This is a genomic window from Serratia proteamaculans, assembly GCF_008830365.1.
GTDB lineage: Bacteria > Pseudomonadota > Gammaproteobacteria > Enterobacterales > Enterobacteriaceae > Serratia > Serratia proteamaculans.
In genome coordinates this window covers 146378-165657 of record NZ_WBKI01000006.1, presented here as the reverse complement: position 1 = coordinate 165657, position 19280 = coordinate 146378, and the positions used below count along the sequence as shown (strand labels likewise).

The following is a 19280-nucleotide window of genomic DNA, read 5'->3' as shown; positions in this document are numbered from 1 at the left end:
ATAATGGTGTCGTGCCAGCCCTTGGAAAATCCTGAACCCGGTGAGAAATATCATGCAAACCACCCAATCCGTTTTTATGATCAGGCCGTCTGGCTTTGCCGCCAATCAGGAAACCCTGCTCAGCAATTTTTTCCAGAAGATTACGCAGAAAAATGAAAGTCACATGGCAGAGGCATTGGTTGCCTTTAACGGCTACGTCGCTGCATTACAGCAAGCCGGGGTCGATGTCAGGGTGATTGATGAGATTAGCGGGCAGGAAACGCCGGACGCATTATTTCCCAATAACTGGATTGCTCTGTTGGGTGACGGCAGCCTGTTCACCTTTCCGATGGAAGCACTCAACCGACGACGGGAACGCCGCCAGGATATTATCGCGCAGCTCGCCAATGACTTTGTGATTGAGCGACGAATCGATCTTTCCACCCACGAACTGGCCGGACGCTTTCTTGAAGGCACCGGCTCACTGATCCTGGATCACCAGCACAAGCTGGCTTACTGCTGCCTGTCTTCCCGCAGTTCGCCGGAGGTAGGCCACGAATTTGAACGTCACTCCGGCTATAAGATTGTCTGGTTTGACGCGGTGGATCGTAATAACCAACCGATCTATCACACCAACGTGATGATGAGCGTCGGCGCTCAGTTCGCCATTATTTGTCTTGAAAGCCTGTGTAATGAGGCGCAAAAAAGCGCGCTGATCGCCACGCTGGAACGCAGCGGAAAAACCCTTATTGACGTCAGCTTCGCTCAGATGGAGGCGTTCGCCTGCAACGTATTGGAACTGCGCGCCGAAGACGGCAGCCCGGTTTACGCCATGTCGACCCGCGCCTGGGCCAGTTTCACCCCGCAGCAGCAGGGGTTGATTAGCGGTTATGCCCGACTGGCTCTGGGGCCGATCGACATTATTGAAGATCTCGGCGGCGGTGGTGCACGCTGCATGCTGGCGGAGATCTTCCTGCAAAAGAAACTGGTGGTGGGTTGATCCCTGCCGGTTTTAATTCAACCCCATCTGATTCAACAGCATTTTGTTCAGCTCGGTGTTTTTATTTACATTCAGCTTGCGCATCGCCGAGCGCTTATGGGCGCTGATGGTCTTCTGGCTGCGGTCTAACATGCCGGCGATGGTGCAGGCGGACATACCGGTGCTCATCAGTTTCAGCACTTTCTTTTCGCAACTGCTCAGGGCGGCGATGCGGCACTGCCGACATTTCCAGATATCGCTGGCGTGCATAGCCACCCAGGGTTGTTGGCAAAAGAGCTCCAGCGCCATCTGCAACTTGTTGCGAACCATGGCGCAGTCATCGCGCAGGTTAATGCTGAAGAGTGCCGGATGGGCGTGTGAGTATCGGGTATCGCGATCATTGAGGACCAGCACGGTCATTTGCCGGTGGCGCATTGTTTGGTGCGGGCTTTGGTAGCAACGGGCACAGCCGCAAGCCTCTTCCAGGGTGCGGAACACGATTTCAATCGGCTCCAGAGTCTGTAGATCGACCGAATATTTACGGCTGTTGCTGTTCAGGTCTTGCAGATACTCTTCCAGTAGCAGCCGTAAGCCGAATTGATAAAAGTTATCGCTGCCCAGCAGGGTGAACCGAATATTAAGCATGATTACTCCTCGAAGCGTATATCGTGCGGAAACAGTCGATGTGCCTGACGCTGCAGATCGGCGGCCCGCTGTGGTTGTTGCAGTAGGCGACTGACCGCTATCAGGTTGATATAGATATTGGCGTCCGGCCGCACACGGATTTCGTTTTCTGCCCATTGCCGGTAATTCAATAGGGTGATGGCATCGCGGGTTTGAGGATATTGCAGCAGCCGCTGCAACTGGACATCGTAGTCATATCGCACCTGCCAGGGCGTCGGCGCCAGCACCTGGCTCATGGGGCCAAATTGCCGCAAGCCGGTTTTTTCCACCGCGGTAATGATCCGCGCGCTGTGCAGGCCGTTAAGCAGATAGGGCAGCATCAGTACAGCGGTGATGCCGGTGAACAGGCGCAGCGTTTGCTGTGGGCGGAGAGGTAATCGCAAACTGCGACGTACGTCGCCAGAACGCAGGATCACCAGCAGCAGCACGGCATGGGCGGCGGAAAGATATAGTGGGTACTCCACCATCATGTGCAGCAGGATCGGCAGCGCTGCCATCCAGGGGGCGGGGCGCAGTGGCAACGACCGGGTGCGTTGCAGCAAACGCCATAACCCCCAGCAGACGATAGCGATGCCGCTCAGGCTGAGCAGCCCGCCTTCGATGCCCCACAGCAAAATTTCGTTATGCGGGTGGCTGATCGCAACGCTTTCCATCCCGCTGCTGTGGGTGGTGTAAAAATGATGCAGAAAATCGTGTTGAAAATGACCGTAACCCCAGCCAAACCACGGGCGCTCGGCGATCATGCGTAGCGCTTCTTGCCAGTAAGCCAACCGGTAGAAAATCGGCTCCGCCACGGTGACCGCCCGCGTCGCGCCGTTGATCAGCACCAGCAGCAGGCCAGAACCAACCCCGGCAACCAGCAGCAACAAGGCGGTGGCGGCACGGCGGCGATTAATACGGAACAGCATCCACAGTTGCAGCGGCGACAGCAGCAGGGCGGCCAGCAGGCCGACGCGCGAGGCAATCACCACCAACAACAGCGGTGCCAGCACCAGTATGCTGGTGCTCAACCCTTGCAGGCTGCGCGACAAGGGGCGACGGTTGCTCAGCAGATACAGCGCCAGCGCCAGGCCGGTGGCCATAAAGCTGGCCATCAGGTTCCACTGCTGAAAGATGCCATAGGGGCGGTTTTTCAGGCTGTTATAGCCGATCCAGTTGCCCGGTTGCAGCAGGCTGTATTGCACCAGGCCGAACAGGGCCTCGATCACCGTCGCCGCCAGCAGCAATGTCAGCAGCCTGCGCCGCCATAAACGGTCTAAGGGGATTTGCAACAACGCGAAGTAGGCCATCACGCCGAGTACCAGCCCGATCAGGCGCGGTAAGGCTTCACTCAGCCAGGGTTGCTGCGCCCACAACAACGGCAAAAATAAAATCAGGCCACCCAGTGCCAGCCGGTTAAAAAATCCGGAAACCGCCAACGGCGGTCGACTAAACAGCATCGCGCCGAGGATAGTCAGGGCGATAAAAATTCCACCGACCAGATTCCACGGCAGATAAAAACCGCTGCCGCCGCGATTGGGCCAGTAAATATGCATGGCGATCAGGCAATAAAACGCCGCCAGCCCGAATAACCAGGCCGCTTTGGGTTTGGAAATCATCACTTTTTCCTGCAAACGTCAGGCTTATTGGTAGGCCAGCACGAAATTGGCCACCGAGCTAAATTCGCCTTCGGTAATGGTCTTGTTCTGTATCGCGCTGGGGTGACCCTGCACATAGGCGGTGAAATTCAAAATATTGTCACCATCCTGCAATGCCACCGCGCTGGAGATCTGGTTCAAATCAATATCCGCCCCTTGGTGATCAAACAGGGCGATAGCGGCGCCGTTGGTGCCGTTATTAATCGCCAGCTTGCCCGGCAACTCGCCGTCTTCGGTGCCGCTGAAGGTCACGTTGACGGATTTGAACACTGCCGTTTTACAGTCGGTCAGCTTGATGCTGAAGGGAACCGGGGTGCTATGGCCGTAGCGGTACAGCGTTTTGACGATTACCGTGTCCATCTCCACCACCTGATCGGCCGATTTCGGTTCAATATTGCAGGGGCGGCTTACCACGGTGCCGAAAAAATCGATTTCTTTATTTTCTGCCGCTGCGGTGCAGGAGAATAAATAACTGATGCTGCAGAAGGTGGTAATAACAGCGTATTTTTTCATTTCAGCCGCCATTAAATGTAGTTAATCAACAAAATAAGGGTTTTTTGAAAATCGCCCTCCTTTCCTTCGGCGGTTGCCTGCAACGATGCGGTATAAGATTTCTGCACCTGATCGCGGTTAGTCATATCGGCAAAACTGTCGAATTGGTTATATTTTATCCATTTGGGGTTGGTGTTGTCGTAAATGCGCAATGCCGAGCCGTTATCCATATCCAGACCAGTGGCATCGACTAACGAACCGCTTTTCACCATAAAGTTAGCGTTCAGTGAGAACTTGTCGCTGCAGCCATTTTTACGGATCAATACGGTAAAATCTTTACTTGCTACCGTGCCGGCATTGGGTTTCCAGCTCGGGACATCACCAAAGTTGACACCTTCGGGTGTGGTGAGCTCTACCGATGCGGAACACTGGATCACCTGGATCTTGTCCAGACCGGTCAGGGTAAACCGGTAATTTTTCCCCGGCTTATTATTGAGGCCCTTGACCCCGTCCAGTTGAAAGATCGAAATCTGGCTGGCCCCCCCCTGCGTGATGTCTCCGGTTTTTTGCAGATAGACTTGATAGTTGACGTGGCCCAGTTCCTTTTGATTGGGTTTGCGGAACATATCTGTTTGAGTAGCGGTGGTGATCAGACCCAGGTCAGTGCCGTTATAAATGACGCCCATGGAAATGCCCGGGGCGAACATTTTTTTATCCGGGTTCGGATAGAAATAAACCCATTCCCCTTGCGGCACGTTGGGGTAGCCCCAGCAGACTACGTTGCGGCTCATCGGCTGCGAGGTCCAAAGCCGTTCGCCGATCGGTAGGGTCGCCGGGATCTTTAACTGACCGATATCTTCGGTTTCTTCTGTAATGCCATTGGCGCTATCCAGATGACATTCCAGAGCTTGTACGCTGAATGGCATCGTCAGACTGCTCAACAGCAGCAGGCGTTTATAAATAGACCAATTGAACATGCACCACTCCGTTGAATTGATTTGCCAGAGGATATTTCTGTGTGGATTCGATTTGAGCGCTGAACCACAGCGTATTGCTGCCGGGCTGCAGAATGTAAGGCCGACTCTGTTGGTTGAGCGACAGTGCACGGCCTTGCTGATCCTTGAGCCGCAGGCCGATGCCCTGTACGCCGCCGTTAAGTTTCAGCAGATCCGGGTTGTTGACATCGCTGTCGCCGAGAAACACCAGAGTAACGGCCTGTTCGCCCTTCAAATAAAGCTGTCCTGCGTCGCCATTGCGGGGGCCTGCCGGGTTATCTGCCAATGCTTTGGCTCCCAGCAGGCAGTTGCGAAATGAGAGACGAAAACGCACCGGCGCGCTTTGATCGCCGGCATTTTGGAAATTACTTGCGTTGACATCACCCAAATCAATCGCCTGATCCTGGCTGTCCGGCGTCAGACTGCAGGGGGAACTGAGCAGGCCACCATGAAAACTGACGGTGCCGGTGGTGCCTTGGATCACGCCCAGTGGTGTCGCCGCTGCGGCGCTGCCGGTGAGCAGCAACGCGCCGAGCAACAGTGGCCGCAGACGGCCGCCGGTGAATTCAGCCATGTGCTATCTCCTTATTTTTTCGCATCGGGCACGACATTACAGACGCTGCCATTGCAGACGAAGCGCAGCTCCGGGTGGCCGCCGTAGTCATTGATATAGCTGACGACAAAGCTGTTGAGCCCGTTGTCGCGCAGCTTGACGGATTCGTTGGACTTCGGTTTCAGCATCACCGCTTTAAAGTCACCGAGTGCGCCGCCGCCTTGTTTCTCGGTCTGACGGGTCATGCCGGTCAGGGTGATGTAAAACGGCGTAGGGTTCTCAATGGTGAAGCCGCCGTCGTTTTTGCGGAACACCAGTTTCTCCTGCCACACTTCGCCTTTCGGCGCGACAATGGCCTTCGGCCGATAAAACAGTTTGATCTGGGTTTGCAGCGCCAACTGCATCACATTGGTTTTGCTGCTTTTCGGCGGGATCTCTCGCAGATTGAAATAGAACACCGATTCGCGATCCTGCGGCAAGCGGTCAGCCTCCGGCGTCTTGGTGATGCGCACCACGCTGCGTTCATTGGCTTCAACCCTTTGCAATGGCGGCAACACCACCAACGGCGAGGTGATCTTCTGGTGCTGCTCGTTTTCCAGCCAGGACTGCGCAAGGAAAGGCAGTTCCTTGTTTTCGTTGACGATATTCAGACTGATCGATTTCGCGTCGCTGAGGTAGACGGCACGGGTGCGATCCAGCGATATCGCCGCATTGGCAACAGGGGCTGCAGTGGTCAATACCAGGCCCAGCGCGGCCATTTTTACTAACGGGAAGTTGTTCATCATCATTAATTCTCTGTGTTACGGATTACAGTTTGGCGCAGGGTAGCAATAGCTGGTCCAGCGGTTTGGCGGCATTCGGTATGACAATGCGGCACTGGCGCTGGCCTTCCCAGGCGACGTCCAGCTGCTCTTGCGGCTGCACGCCGGTCAGGTAGACCGAGCCACCGTCATTCACTACGGCCACTTCACGGCCACGTTCGCTCAGCACCATGGCACCAAACGGCGGTTCACTGCCGTCAGCCAGTTTGATGGTGGCCAGCAGCTTGCTGCCTTTCACCACCTCAAAGTGACGGTAGCCGATGGCACCTTCAGTCAACGTGCCCTGAACTACGGCCCGGGTGGCCTCCACGTCGTCAGCCAGGGTATTGACGTCGATGCGGGTGTCGGTGTTGTAGTAGCTGGTGATGTCGGAGATCACCGCCAGACCGAAGCGGTTGCTGTAGGCGCGACCGTTGTTGATCGGTACCCCGGCGATACCGTCGGTATCCAGCATCATCCGGCTGCCGCCGTTGCTGGAGTTTTGGTGTGCGGCTACGCCATGTCGGGTAGCGGTAATGCCGCTGCGGAAGGTACCGCCGATCGACGAATAGCTGTCCTGTTGGTAAGAAGCACTGGCATTGAGTGTGCCAAACGAGGCGTTATGGCTGTAGTAGCCGCTGGTCAGTGATTTGCCGGACTGATTAAAGCCGCCGCTGAGCTGCCAGGTGTTGTTCGGATCGCTGTAGTCGTTATAAGACGCGGTCTGCGTTACGTCGCTGTTGCTGGTTTGCAGCGAATAGCCCAGTTGCCGACGATCGCCAATAGGTACGCTGAAATTCACCATCGTGCTGTCATCGGTACGACCGTGATAGGTGGTGCGATAGGCCGACAGCGATGCGGTGATGTTGCTGACATTGCCGACGTTGAATAATTTACTGGCGGACACCCCGTAACGATCCTGTGCCCTGGCATCCCAGTAGGTTTGGTGCGAATAGGTCAGGTAAGCGGTGATCGCTTTGGCGTTGTCTTCTGCCATAAAGGTTTTGCTGGCGGTGATGGTGTACAGCTCTTTCTGGCGGCCGTCGTAGCGTTCGTCGTAGTCGCTGTAGCGTTCTTGCAGGTACTGCGACATGTTCATGAACTTGCGCTGTGAGAAACGGTAGCCGGCAAAGGTGATCTGGCTGTTCATCTCATCAAAGCGTTTGGCGTAGTTAACCTTGAATGAAAGGCCGCTGGCGGTGGGTTCATCGGGCAGACGAGCGATGGATTGCGTCACGTCAACCGACATGGCACCAAACACGTTCAGATCGCGGCCCAGGCCGAGCGCCCAGGCGTTGTAATCGCCGCTGAGCAGTGCGCCGCCGTACAGTGACCAGGCGCTGGTTAACCCCCAGGAGAAATCGCCGGTGGAGAACATCGGCCCTTGTGTGCGGTGATCGTAAGCCGAGGGCTTACCTACGGCGACGTTGTAGCGAACATAGCCGGGGCGCGTCAGGTAAGGAATGGTGGCGGTATCTACCTGGAAGGTTGAAACGCTGCCGTCTTGTTCTTCCACCTTCACATCCAGCCGGCCGCGTACCGAACTGTTGAGATCCTGGATGGCAAACGGCCCGGCGGGCACGGTGGTTTCATACAGCGTACGGCCTTCCTGCGACACGGTGATCTTGGCGTTGCTTTTGGCGATGCCGCGGACTTCCGGCGCATAACCCTGCAGGTTTGGTGGCAGCATACGTTCGTCGCTGGCCAGGTTGAGGCCGGTAAAGCGGTAGGAGTCGAATATCCCCGAATCAAGATAGATTTCGCCGAGAGTCAGCTTGGCGGCCTGCATTGGCAGCGCGCGATAGGCGTAGATGCGGTTCCAGTCGAAATTACTGTCACGCTCACCGGCCTGCTGGTTGTAGTTGGCCTGATAATCGGCACGCAGGCGCCAGGCGCTGAGGTTAGCGCCCATGGTCCCGTAGCTGCTGAGGTTTTGTGCAGTATTGTGATTGTGGCTCTGTTTGCCGATCTGGCCGCTGATGCTGTAGTCCAGCAACAGGCCGGGAATGCCGTCGTCCCATTGCTCGGGTGGGGTCCAGTCCGGATCGGAATATTTCATCCAGGCCTGCGGGATGGTAATCGCCAACACGCCGCTGCCGATGCGGTCGGAAATCGTGGCCCCTTTAATGCCGCTGATATCGGCACAGCTGTTGTCGTGCCACCGGGTGATTTTTTTGACGACTTCTTCTTTCAACGCCATTTTTTCAACCAGATCCGGCGGCAGACAGACGCGGGAACGGTTGTTTTGGTCCGGTGACGGATAATACTGGATGCTGCGCTGCGGCAGGGTTTTTTGGTTGATCTTGATATCCAGCAAATAGGTACCGGGCATGACGTAATCGGCATCGGAAAAACGCGATAAATCTACTTTGCTGCGATCGGCAATATCTAATACGTCGGTATTAAATTCCGTGGCGGAAAAAGCCGGATGCACCCAGAGGAAAGATAGAATGACGGTGAGGGGTATTTTTTTCCGTGTCAGTAATGACGTCATAGCATAATCACTCATGGCAAATCCGCGCCCAATAGCAGGTCATCCTGTACGACCTGAAAACGTAATACGTGATGTCATTCAGTACCTGATGGCGGTACCCGCCTAACGAGGCGTTACAGATAAGACAGGGTGAATTTCGCCAATGAACTGAATCCGCCGGCTCGTGCCCTGTCAGGATGAATACGTAGCTGAGCGCCAAAGCGCAGCGTATTGTTGCCGGCGACAATTTGGTAATCCGCCGTGGTGCTACCCAGCGGTATCGGGATGCCGTCGGCGGTCAGCAGCTCAATAGCCACGCCTTGCGCTTCGCCATAAACGGCCAATAAAGCGGGATCCCGGCTGTCGGCCGTACCGTCGAAGGTGAGGGTGGCTGCGCGGTAGATAAAGTCGGGTTTGACCTGGCTTGCCAGTTCGCAATTCACCAGCTTGATCTCAAAGTTGCGGCGGCTGCCGATCAGAACCGGCTGTCCGTCCAACGCGGCATCGGTCATGGATATCAGCCCGAAATCAACGGTTTGATCCAGGCTTTCACTGGCAATCCCACAGGGGGTTTCGACGATCTCGCCACCCAGGTTGAGCGTGCCGTGGCCCTGATTTTTTGCCGTCGCCTCTGCGCTGTAAACGCTGAGCGCAATCAGCAATACAGCCCAAATCTGGTTGGTCATGCCGGCGTCTCCCTGTTGCCGTTGGTCCCGTAACCCAATGTCCGTGCAGGCAAATAGGGGATACCGCAGAGGTATCCCCAGCCAGGGATTACAGGTAAGCCAGAGTGAAGTTTGCAACGCTGGTGAACTCGCCTGGAACCACTGCGCCAGAAGCGCTGCTACCTTGCAGGTAAGCGGCAAATTTCAGAGAGTTATTGCCTTCGGTCAGGTCCTGACCATCGGTCGCGGTGCCCAGTTCAACGTCTTTGGAGTGCAGGTTGTCGTAGATCATGATGCCAGCGCCGGTAGCGGTGCCGCTCAGAGCCAGCAATTTGTTGTTATCTGAGTCCGGTGTACCGGTGAAGGTCACTTTGACGTTATTCATGGTCGATACAGAACAATCCTTCAGTTCAATGCTGAATGGCTCAGAGCTGGATTTACCCTCTTTGGCCAACAGACGGCTGCTGATTTGACCCATTGGCACGGTTTGCTCAACAGAACCCGGTGCTACGCTGCATGGCGCATCAATAATTTCACCGGTAAAAGTAACTTTACCGCTGCCCTGGTTAGATGCGGCGTGAGCAACAGATGCAGAAGCGAAAGCAATCATGGTTGCCAGCATTAATTTATTCAGTTTCATTTCTCAATTTCCTGTAGAGAGTATTTAAATAAAAAGAACAGCACATCTAAATCCCCCACAACGCCAGCAACCTCATGTCGCCGACGTGGTAGTTGGAGCCAGATCCTTTTGCTCTGGGCAATACGCCACCACCCGTTATTTATGGGTAAATAACGAAAGGCTTGGGAAGTCGTATAGGCAAAATCTGTAAAATAAAAACAGGTAAATCGCCATAGCGTTTTGCTGGGATTATTCTTGCAAATAATAGGTGTGCTTGGAAATACCTTTTATTAATTTAAGTCAAATACAGAATATAAAACCAAAAGGAAAAAGAAATATATATTATTGAAAATCAATAGATCGTATACAAATATTATGCAGAATAAATGACTGCATAAATAGCAATATGCGAGATATTAGATCGGCAGAGTTGTCCATCACACTACAATTAACAATATTGTTTTGATAATATCGCCCTCAAGCAGCAGATGATGAATTCTGTCTGTTAATCATAAGTTAAAAGTTAACTCGTTGTTTTGAAAGGTTAGAATGCCGATGTTTTTGGCTTGGAATACGGCATTTATTCATTATGACGACGAGGATTTCCTTTTTTAAATTAACAAAATCATAACAATATCGATGGGGCGTGATTATTACCAAAATCCGCCGTTGTTGCGATTTTTTGTTATTTGGCTGGGTAGGATTAATCGTGGTCTTGCAGATCAAAAAAGGGCCACGAAACATAATAATGACCTAAGCGATAATTAAAGGATGATAAACGGAATGATTACCAGAATTAATGATTCACTCGCCGTTATGCAGTCGCTACGGTCGCGTTGATAATGATCTGCTTACTGTTTTCCAACTGCGCTGGAAAAATAGCACGGGTAACGTAGCTGTGAAAAAACTTTCACAGAATAATCCTAAGGAAAAAGCTGAAGAGTAACGCATCGCGTTTTGTCAGCAACGCGTTAACTCGTTTAAGAATATTAATCCACCAGGCTACCAGAGTCGTTGGGTCTTATTTTAACGGGCCGTTGTCCAACGCCCCGGATATGCCGACATTCGCAGTAATGTCGATGAAAGCCCCCCGGCCATTCCACCGGGAGCCACCATGATTTACACCCTGCGGGTGGCCGACGTGCTGCCGCAGGACAGGAGCAGGCAAAAGTAACTCAAGGAGAACGCGATGGCCAAGGCGCCGATAACATATGAAATCAGGAAGTCACATATGCTAAACGTGTTACGAAAACTGTGTATGGAACGTGCGGCGGGGGCGGGTGGGCACCATCCGCCAGCTCCGGAACACTGGCCTAAAACCAGGGAGTTGGCAGACAAATGCGGTGAGAACATTTACACCACGCGTACGTTGTTATTGGCACTGGAAAAAGAGGGGAAAGTGAGTTGTACCCACCGCAGCATCAATAATTCGTTACGCTGGTATATTTGTGCATCACCCAAAAAATGGTAATTCCTTTCCTGTTTTGTGTTTTTGACTACCTTTCACAGTGAATCAATACAGGGCTGGTGGGGCGAAATGCTCCTCAGCCCGACGCCATTGTTACGATGCATGACCAACCATTGCCAGCGCATTTTTTTAAGCTCTATACTGGCGGCCTGAGTGCAAATATGTTCATGAGGGATGCGGGCTTAAATGAAGGAAAGCAAAGAAATACTTTTATTGGATGATATTCATTATCAAATAGATGAGCAGGTTATTCTGGATTCAGTATCTTTCAGCCTGAATTCAGGGGAGTTTAAACTGATTACCGGGCCGTCCGGCTGTGGAAAAAGTACCCTGCTTAAAATCGTTTCCTCGCTGATCGATCCGACCCGTGGAAAAATTATCTTTGCCGGCAAGGCCATCACCGATATAGCGCCGGAAGAGTATCGCCAACAGGTATCTTACTGTTTTCAAACGCCCTCGCTGTTTGGCGACAGTGTGTATGACAATATTGCGCTGCCTTACCAGATCCGTAAGCAAAAACCGGACGAGAAAAAAATGCAGGCCGATCTGGTGCGTTTCGGGTTGCCGGGAAATATGCTGAAAAAAAGCGTTAACGAATTATCGGGCGGGGAGAAGCAGCGTATTTCGTTGATCCGTAATCTGCAGTTTATGCCCAAGGTGCTGTTATTGGATGAGATCACCAGCGCGTTGGATGAAGATAACAAGCGTAACGTGAACGAGATTATTCATCAGCTGGTAGCGCAGCATGGCGTGGCGGTGTTGTGGGTTACGCATGATAAAGATGAAATCAAACATGCGGATGATGTAATTACCTTGAGTGCGCAGGGTGCCCGGGCACAGGAGAAAACCGATGAACCAGCATAATATCAGCAATGAATCCCTGGCCCTGTCGATGGTGTTGGTGATTATCGCCATTTTAATCAGCCATAAAGAAAAGCTGGCGCTGGAAAAAGACATTATCTGGAGTATTTGCCGGGCGGTGGTGCAGCTGATTATTGTCGGCTACGTGCTGAAATATATTTTTGATGTGAACAACGCCATTCTGACGGTGTTGATGGTGCTGTTTATCTGCTTTAACGCGGCTTACAACGCACAAAAGCGCAGCAAATATATCAGTCATGCGTTTATGACTTCGTTTATTGCTATCACCACCGGTGCGGTTTTAACGCTGATGGTGCTGGTGTTGACCGGCTCGATAGAGTTTACCCCGATGCAGGTGATCCCGATTTCTGGCATGGTGGCCGGCAATGCGATGGTGGCGGTCGGGTTGTGTTACAACAATCTGGGGCAGCGTTTCAAAAGCGATCAGCAGAAAATTCAGGAGATGCTCAGCCTGGGGGCCTCACCGAAGTTTGCCTCAGCGGTGCTGATCCGCGACAGCATCCGCGCCTCGTTAATTCCGACGGTGGATTCGGCCAAAACCGTTGGGCTGGTTAGCCTGCCTGGCATGATGTCCGGCCTGATCTTCGCCGGTATTGATCCGGTGAAGGCGATTAAGTACCAGATTATGGTGACTTTTATGCTGCTTTCCACCGCCAGCCTGTCGACCATTATCGCCTGCTACCTGGCCTACCGTAAGTTTTACAACGCCCGCCACCAACTGGTGGTGAGCACGCTGAAATAGCGCGGTAAAACTAAACGGCCTCGGAAGAGGCCGTTTTACTGTCGATTACCCTTGCAGCAAAGCGATACTCTGGCGGATTTCACGTTCGATATCCGCCTCTGTCCAGCCATCCAACTGCGAAGAGAACGGCTCGAAGGCGTAAATGCCGGTGTAGCCCAGGCGCTCCAGGTTCTGCACCTGTTTTTTACTCTCCAGCCGATCCCGGTCACTCAGCATGATGCGTTCTTCGTCGCTTAATGCACTTTTGTCTCGTGCATCTTCCACCCCGGAAAGGTGTACCAGGCCAATACCCTCGATCTGAATCTGCGCATCAAACTCAGGCTGTGCCACCCCACTTAAATAATGGTGGAAGGTATCCAGCACGATTTTGTACGGCGCACCTGAATCGCGGATCAGTGACTGCGTCAGCAAGGATGACCGCAGTGAACTGATGCCGAACCCCAGCGGTTCGACGTAACCCTGCACGCCGTATTGCTTGAACAGCGGCGCCAGCAGCTTCAGGGCTGCCAGCGTGTCGGTTTTTTTCTGCTCCTCACTGCGCCGATCGCCCGCGCTACAGTGCGGGCACAGCACCAATGCCTGGCTATGGATCGCCTGAGCCTGCGACAACAGCGCCTCGGCGTTCTTCAGCAACCCGGCCTGATCGTCCAGCAGGTTAAACCTGCCGAGGGCGTTAATGGTGATGATTTCGATACCGTATTTTGCCGCCAACGCATTTAATTGATCGTTGCTCAGGTTATCGGTCACCTTGCCACTCGGCATGTCATTGCGCAGCTCAACTTTGCTGAGCCCGCACCTTTTCACCAGGCTGAAAAACGGCTCCAAATCCAGATTTGGCGCGATCTTGCGGTTGATACAAAAACGGTCTGGCGCAATGGTCATGATGCATTACTCCTGAATAATGTGAGAAGCCTGAGTTTTGCCGGCTTACAGCGGCGTTCTTTGTGTTTCGGGTTGCGGTTGGCGATAGCGTTTGGCCATCACCACGTCTTCCATTTTTTCCAGCGAGACGCCTTTGGTTTCAGGAATGTAGCGGCTGATAAACCAGTAGCTAAACAGGCAACAGGCAGCGAAGACCCACATTGGGAACGCGCCGTGGAAGCTGGAGAACAGATAAAGGTTGTCGTTGATCATCGGGAAGCTTTGCGAAACAACAAAGTTGGCCAGCCACATGCAGCCGACGGCGATGCTCATGCCCTGCGCCCGCATGCGATTAGGGAAGATTTCTGACACCAGTACCCAGGCGCCGACGCCCCAGGACAGGGCATAAAACACCATAAAGAACAGCATACCGAACAGGGCAAAGTAGCCGGTGGCCTGGGTGTAGAGGGCATAAGAGGTGATCAGCAACCCGGCGATGGCACCGAGGGTACCGTAACGCATCAGTGGAATGCGGCCTATGCGATCCATCAGCATGGCGCCAATCACCGAACCGACCAACTGCAACACGCCAATCCAAATGGTCTGGAATAGCGCTTCCTGGGCGTTTTCGGTGACGGTTTTCAGCACCATTGGTGCGTAGTACATCATCACGTTGACGCCGGTGACCTGTTGCAGCATGGCGATCATGCAGCCGACAAACAGAATAAAGCGCACCCGCACGTCGCCGAAATTCAGCTTCTGCCGGCTTTGTTGCTGGTCCTGCTGCAATGAGTCTTTGATTTCCTGCAACACGCTTTGCGCATGGGCGGCGTTGGAGACTTTGGTCAGCATCGCCAAAGCCTGATCGTCACGGCCGACCATCACGCTCCAGCGCGGTGATTCCGGAATGATAAACACCAGTATCAGGAACAGCATGCAGGGGATCACTTCCGACCCTATCATCCAGCGCCACCCCATCTCCACCAGCCAGGCTTCGCTGGCGATGCTGGCGATTTTGAAGTTAACGTAGAAAATCACGATTTGGCCGAACACGATGGCGAACTGCTGCATGCTGAGCGCCCGACCACGCATGTCTTTTGGCGAGACTTCCGACATGTACATGGGGGAGACGGTGGCGGCGATGCCTACGGCCAGACCGCCGATAATGCGGTAAATCACAAACCAGGTGAAGGTGGCGGCCAGGGCTGCACCCACCGCCGAGATGGTGAACAGCACCGCTGCCAGCATCAGAGCCTTCTTGCGGCCGTAACGCGCAGCCAATGGCCCGGCACCAAAAGCACCGACCACACAGCCGATCACCACGTTGGAAACCGCCCAGCCGGTTTCAGCCGGGCTAAGGTCGAAATAGGTTTTCAGGGCATCGATGGCGCCGGAGATCACGGCGGTGTCGTAACCGAACAGAATGCCGCCGAGTGCCGCAATGCCGCAAATTCGCAGTATGTACCCGGTATTATGCTTACGCTGATGTGACATGTATTGCTCCGATTTTTATCCTGGCTTCCACCCGCGCAGTAGGTTGTAGAGAAGAGGGAGGCGGAAGGGTGTGAACCGTGCCTGTCATCAAGGCGGTGATATTCGAAAGAATCTGGGCTAAACAAGAACATTTATTTCATAATTAGTGAATAATGAAATATTGATTTTTAGATCCAGTTCAAAAAAAACCGCAAATGCCCCACTCGCGTTACCAGGCCATCCCTTGGTGTCAGGCTTTGTCGTCATACCCGATGGGCTGACTATTTCTGTATAAAAGTCAGGGTTAATTCCCGTCGGTTGGCGGATGATCGACAGAGCGGCTTTTTTCCCGACATGTAATGGCTTTGCACAAGGGCATGGCAAAATTGCGACCTCCCGCACTAAAAACAAATTTTCTAAAATAATTTATTTGAAACTTTTTTTTCAATGAAATAGAGTTTGCTTCATCCGGTCAGGATTTAGCCTGTTTGTGGGCAGTTTCCGGCAAGCGGTGTGATGAAAACGCTACCGTGTGCGGCAGAGTGCCGCAGGCGGTCAGGCGACAGCGGACTTAAAAGAGGGTGTGACATGAAAACCGTGGGTAACTTTATTGGTGGGCAGGTGTGCCTGAGCAGCAGCAATCAAACCGTCGACGTGCATAACCCAGCCACCGGGCAGGTTGAACGCCGCGTCACGCAGAGCACCGCCGCCGAGGTGAAGCAGGCCATTGACGTGGCTCACCAGGCTTTTGCCGACTGGTCGCGCACCACACCGCTGCGCCGGGCGCGCATCATGTTCAATTTTAAGGCGCTGCTGGAACAGCATCGCGACGAGCTGGCGGCGCTTATCGTCAGTGAGCACGGCAAGGTTTACTCCGATGCACTGGGCGAACTGACCCGCGGTATTGAAGTGGTCGAATTTGCCTGCGGCATTCCACATTTGATCAAGGGCGAGTATTCGGCGGACGTCGGCAGCGGCGTTGACAGCTTCTCGCTGATGCAGCCGCTGGGCGTGGTCGCTGGTATCACCCCGTTCAACTTCCCAGCGATGGTGCCGATGTGGATGTTCCCTATCGCGCTGGCCTGCGGTAACACCTTCGTGCTTAAGCCACCGGCCTTGGTGCCTTCGGCGTCGGTACGGATGGCAGAATTACTGAAAGAAGCCGGTCTGCCGGACGGCGTATTCAACGTGGTGCACTGCGCTAACGAAGATGCCGCGCAGCTGTGCACCGACCCGCATATTCAGGCGGTGAGCTTTGTCGGTTCGTCCGCCGTGGCGGAACATATCTATACCACGGCCAGTGCCCAGGGTAAGCGGGTACAGGCCTTCGGCGCGGCGAAGAATCAGGCCATCATCATGCCGGATGCCGATCTGGACGCGACGGTAAATGCCCTGATGGGCGGTGCCTTTGGCTCTGCCGGTGAACGCTGTATGGCGCTGCCGGTGGCAGTGGTGGTCGGCGACGACACAGCGGATAAACTGATCGCCAGGCTGAAACCGCTGATCGCCCAACTGCGCGTTGGCCCAGGCATTCAGCAGGGCGGCGAAGAAAACGAAATGGGGCCGCTGGTTTCCTCGGCACACCAGAAGAAAGTATTGGGTTATATCGATCTGGGCGTGGAAGAAGGTGCAACGCTGGTGGCTGACGGCCGCAATTATCAGGTGTCGGGCTACCCGGACGGTTACTATGTTGGTGGCACGCTGTTTGACCACGTCAAACCAAATATGCGTATCTATCGTGAAGAGATCTTCGGACCGGTGTTGGGCATTGTCCGCGTGCCGGACTACCAGACCGCCATCGACACGGTAAACAGCCATGAGTTTGGCAACGGCAGCGCCATCTTTACCAGCAACGGCCATTACGCACGCCAGTTCGTGCAAGAAGTGCAGGCCGGTATGGTGGGGGTTAACGTGCCGGTGCCGGTTCCTATGGCATTCCACAGCTTCGGCGGCTGGAAGCGCTCGGTGTTCGGTGCGCTAAACGTCCATGGCACCGACGGTGTACGTTTCTACACCCGCATGAAAACTGCCACCGCCCGCTGGCCAACCGGGCAGCAGACGGTGTCGGAATACAGCATGCCGACGCTGGGTTAAGTCCCTTTAGGCAGCAGGGGCCGTTATTCCAATGGGGTAGCGGCCGTTGTCGTTTTACCGAATCGCCAGGTTACAGGAGGAATACTATGTCTTCATTACTTGCCAAGTGTCAGCAGCCGGATGGTCAGGGCCGAATCCAGCATGTCACCCCAGCGAATGCCGACTGGCGCTTTGTCGGATTTGATGTCTATCACCTTGAGGCCGGTCAGTCGCTGCAGTTGGAAAGCGGCGACAAAGAGTTATGTCTGGTGTTGGTCGCCGGTATTGCCTCCGTCGCCACTCTGCGTGCGGAATACCCGAGCATCGGCAAACGTATGAGCCCGTTTGAGCGCACACCACCTTACGCGGTTTACGTGCCGCATCATGACAAAATTGAAGTCCGGGCGGAAACCACACTGGAGTTGGCGGTCTGCAGCGCACCGGGTCATGGGCACTTGCCGTCGCGCCTGATCACTCCGGCAGAGGTGGGCGTCGAACGTCGTGGCAAAGGGCGTAACCAACGTCTGGTACATAATATTCTGCCGGACAGTGAACCGGCCGACAGCCTGCTGGTGGTGGAGGTGTATACGGATGAGGGGAATACCAGTTCGTATCCCAGCCACAAACACGACCAGGAAGACTCGCCGGATGAAACCTATCTGGAAGAGACTTATTATCACCGGATCCAACCGGAGCAGGGTTTTTGCATGCAGCGGGTGTATACCGACGATCGCTCACTGGACGAGTGCATGCCGGTGTATAACCGTGACGTGGTCAAGGTGCCGCGTGGCTACCACCCGGTGGCGACGCTGGCCGGTTACGACAGCTACTATCTTAACGTGATGGCCGGGCCAGTACGCTTGTGGAAGTTTACCTGGGAAAAAGACCACGCCTGGATTAATACCGACGGCTATCCCGCAGCTAAATAATTGCATATTTACGACGTTGCTAAGATGAGCGTTACCCTCTCCAGGGGAGAGGGTAATTCTTCGTTACTCTTCTTTGGCGTTATTCAATGCCAGCGATACCGCCAAGGTTTGCGCCAGACACATTGAAGCGACCTGGGAACGGAAACCATCCACCTGCGCTTCACGCACCACAAAGCACACGTCGCTGAAGGCCGCCAGCGGGCTGACCTGGCTGTCGGTAATGGCGATCTGCTGCGCACCACGCTTGGCACCCAATTCAACCAGTTCCAGTGCTTCCTGCGCATACGGCGAATAGCTGATGGCGATCACCACATCATTCGGTTTCACCATGCTCAGCTGTTCGGTAAACATGCCACCCAGTCCGTCGATCAGGAACGCCCGGCGTTCCAGATGGCGCAACGCATAGGTGAGGTAGGACGCGACGCTGAAAGAGCGGCGCAGACCAATCACGTAGATATTCTCGGCGTTATTCAGCAGCTCAACCGCCCGGTCCAACTGCTCGGAGCTGGTTTGCATTGCCAATTGTTGCAGTGCCTGGGAGTTGACCATGGTGAAAACGTTGAGGATTTCCGCCGGCTTTTCCGGTGCCACGTTACCGTCGGTCGAGGTCTGACGAAACAGACGCGCCCGCTCGGTGTAGTTGACCGTTTCTTCCATCAGGTGCTGACGAAAAACCTGTTTCATTTCGTTGAAACCGCTAAAGCCAAAGGCGTTGGCGAAGCGGATCAGGGTAGAGGGGGGGACGCTGGCCTGTGCGGCGATGGAGGCGACGGTATCGAAAGCAATGCTGTTACTGTTATCCAAAATGTAACGCGCCACCTGTTTCAAACGCTTGCTCAGCGTTTCATAGCGGTGACGGATCTCGTCCTGTAACAGCGAAAGTTGAGTTGGGTTGTTCATCCATTCGGCTCGCAGTGTGGGCTAAGGCGTATCGGCCTGACGCCTGAGTAATTGACAGGTTATTCTAACAGATGGA

18 protein-coding genes are annotated in these 19280 nt (G+C 54.1%); 6 read left to right on the top strand and 12 right to left on the bottom strand.

Annotated elements, in window-relative coordinates:
• Positions 1-52: 52 nt before the first annotated feature.
• On the top strand, positions 53-979 hold the full coding sequence (gene ctlX, locus F8R23_RS19720) for a citrulline utilization hydrolase CtlX (protein ID WP_151415918.1): 927 nt from the start codon (positions 53-55) through the stop codon (positions 977-979).
• A 12-nt stretch (positions 980-991) separates the two neighbouring features.
• Here ctlX and F8R23_RS19715 read toward each other — a convergent pair whose 3' ends face one another.
• From F8R23_RS19715 to F8R23_RS19675, 9 genes are all read right to left on the bottom strand, one after another.
• A complete protein-coding gene (locus F8R23_RS19715; protein ID WP_112349167.1) occupies positions 992-1603 on the bottom strand; it encodes a helix-turn-helix transcriptional regulator in 612 nt (203 codons plus the stop codon).
• A gap of 2 nt (positions 1604-1605) precedes the next feature.
• A complete protein-coding gene (locus F8R23_RS19710; RefSeq protein WP_129939113.1) occupies positions 1606-3240 on the bottom strand; it encodes a PglL family O-oligosaccharyltransferase in 1635 nt (544 codons plus the stop codon).
• A gap of 24 nt (positions 3241-3264) precedes the next feature.
• Positions 3265-3792, bottom strand: a complete 528-nt coding sequence (locus tag F8R23_RS19705) for a fimbrial protein (RefSeq protein ID WP_112349165.1) — start codon at positions 3790-3792, stop codon at positions 3265-3267.
• An 11-nt stretch (positions 3793-3803) separates the two neighbouring features.
• Entirely contained in the window at positions 3804-4748 is a 945-nt protein-coding gene (locus F8R23_RS19700) for a fimbrial protein (protein WP_129936989.1), read from the bottom strand.
• Positions 4726-5340, bottom strand: a complete 615-nt coding sequence (locus F8R23_RS19695; protein ID WP_129936988.1) for a fimbrial protein — start codon at positions 5338-5340, stop codon at positions 4726-4728. The genes F8R23_RS19700 and F8R23_RS19695 overlap by 23 nt, the downstream gene beginning before the upstream one ends.
• An 11-nt stretch (positions 5341-5351) precedes the next feature.
• On the bottom strand, positions 5352-6077 hold the full coding sequence (locus F8R23_RS19690; RefSeq protein WP_165367307.1) for a fimbrial biogenesis chaperone: 726 nt from the start codon (positions 6075-6077) through the stop codon (positions 5352-5354).
• Positions 6078-6126: 49 nt separating this feature from the next.
• Positions 6127-8628: a fimbria/pilus outer membrane usher protein gene (locus F8R23_RS19685; protein WP_198642330.1), complete on the bottom strand. Its 2502-nt coding sequence runs from the start codon at positions 8626-8628 to the stop codon at positions 6127-6129.
• A 98-nt stretch (positions 8629-8726) separates the two neighbouring features.
• Positions 8727-9278, bottom strand: a complete 552-nt coding sequence (locus F8R23_RS19680) for a fimbrial protein (RefSeq protein ID WP_129936987.1) — start codon at positions 9276-9278, stop codon at positions 8727-8729.
• A gap of 88 nt (positions 9279-9366) precedes the next feature.
• Positions 9367-9897, bottom strand: a complete 531-nt coding sequence (locus F8R23_RS19675) for a fimbrial protein (protein WP_112349160.1) — start codon at positions 9895-9897, stop codon at positions 9367-9369.
• Positions 9898-11065: 1168 nt separating this feature from the next.
• On the opposite strand from F8R23_RS19675, the gene F8R23_RS19670 reads away from it, so the two are divergent.
• The 3 genes from F8R23_RS19670 to fetB all read left to right on the top strand — a co-directional run bounded on the left by F8R23_RS19670 (position 11066) and on the right by fetB (position 12968).
• A complete protein-coding gene (locus F8R23_RS19670) occupies positions 11066-11347 on the top strand; it encodes a FaeA/PapI family transcriptional regulator (RefSeq protein ID WP_129936986.1) in 282 nt (93 codons plus the stop codon).
• 183 nt (positions 11348-11530) lie between these two features.
• Entirely contained in the window at positions 11531-12208 is a 678-nt protein-coding gene (gene fetA, locus F8R23_RS19665; protein ID WP_099063463.1) for an iron efflux ABC transporter ATP-binding subunit FetA, read from the top strand.
• The gene (gene fetB, locus F8R23_RS19660) at positions 12195-12968 is read left to right on the top strand and encodes an iron efflux ABC transporter permease subunit FetB (RefSeq protein ID WP_129939110.1); all 774 of its coding nucleotides are present in this window, start codon (positions 12195-12197) and stop codon (positions 12966-12968) included. The genes fetA and fetB overlap by 14 nt, the downstream gene beginning before the upstream one ends.
• Positions 12969-13013: 45 nt before the next feature.
• On the opposite strand, the gene F8R23_RS19655 is transcribed toward fetB, so the two are convergent.
• Both F8R23_RS19655 and F8R23_RS19650 read right to left on the bottom strand, forming a co-directional pair.
• Positions 13014-13850, bottom strand: a complete 837-nt coding sequence (locus F8R23_RS19655; RefSeq protein ID WP_129936984.1) for a TIM barrel protein — start codon at positions 13848-13850, stop codon at positions 13014-13016.
• Positions 13851-13895: 45 nt separating this feature from the next.
• Entirely contained in the window at positions 13896-15323 is a 1428-nt protein-coding gene (locus F8R23_RS19650; RefSeq protein ID WP_151415917.1) for a sugar porter family MFS transporter, read from the bottom strand.
• Positions 15324-15890: 567 nt separating this feature from the next.
• On the opposite strand from F8R23_RS19650, the gene F8R23_RS19645 reads away from it, so the two are divergent.
• The gene (locus tag F8R23_RS19645; protein ID WP_129936982.1) at positions 15891-17396 is read left to right on the top strand and encodes a CoA-acylating methylmalonate-semialdehyde dehydrogenase; all 1506 of its coding nucleotides are present in this window, start codon (positions 15891-15893) and stop codon (positions 17394-17396) included.
• An 86-nt stretch (positions 17397-17482) separates the two neighbouring features.
• Positions 17483-18304, top strand: coding sequence for a 5-deoxy-glucuronate isomerase (gene iolB / locus F8R23_RS19640; RefSeq protein ID WP_112349154.1), 822 nt, complete (start codon positions 17483-17485; stop codon positions 18302-18304).
• A gap of 63 nt (positions 18305-18367) precedes the next feature.
• Here the strand turns inward: iolB and F8R23_RS19635 are convergent, their stop codons facing one another.
• Complete coding sequence (locus F8R23_RS19635) at positions 18368-19204, bottom strand: MurR/RpiR family transcriptional regulator (protein WP_085119880.1); 837 nt, start codon at positions 19202-19204, stop codon at positions 18368-18370.
• Between the last annotated feature and the right edge of the window lie 76 nt (positions 19205-19280).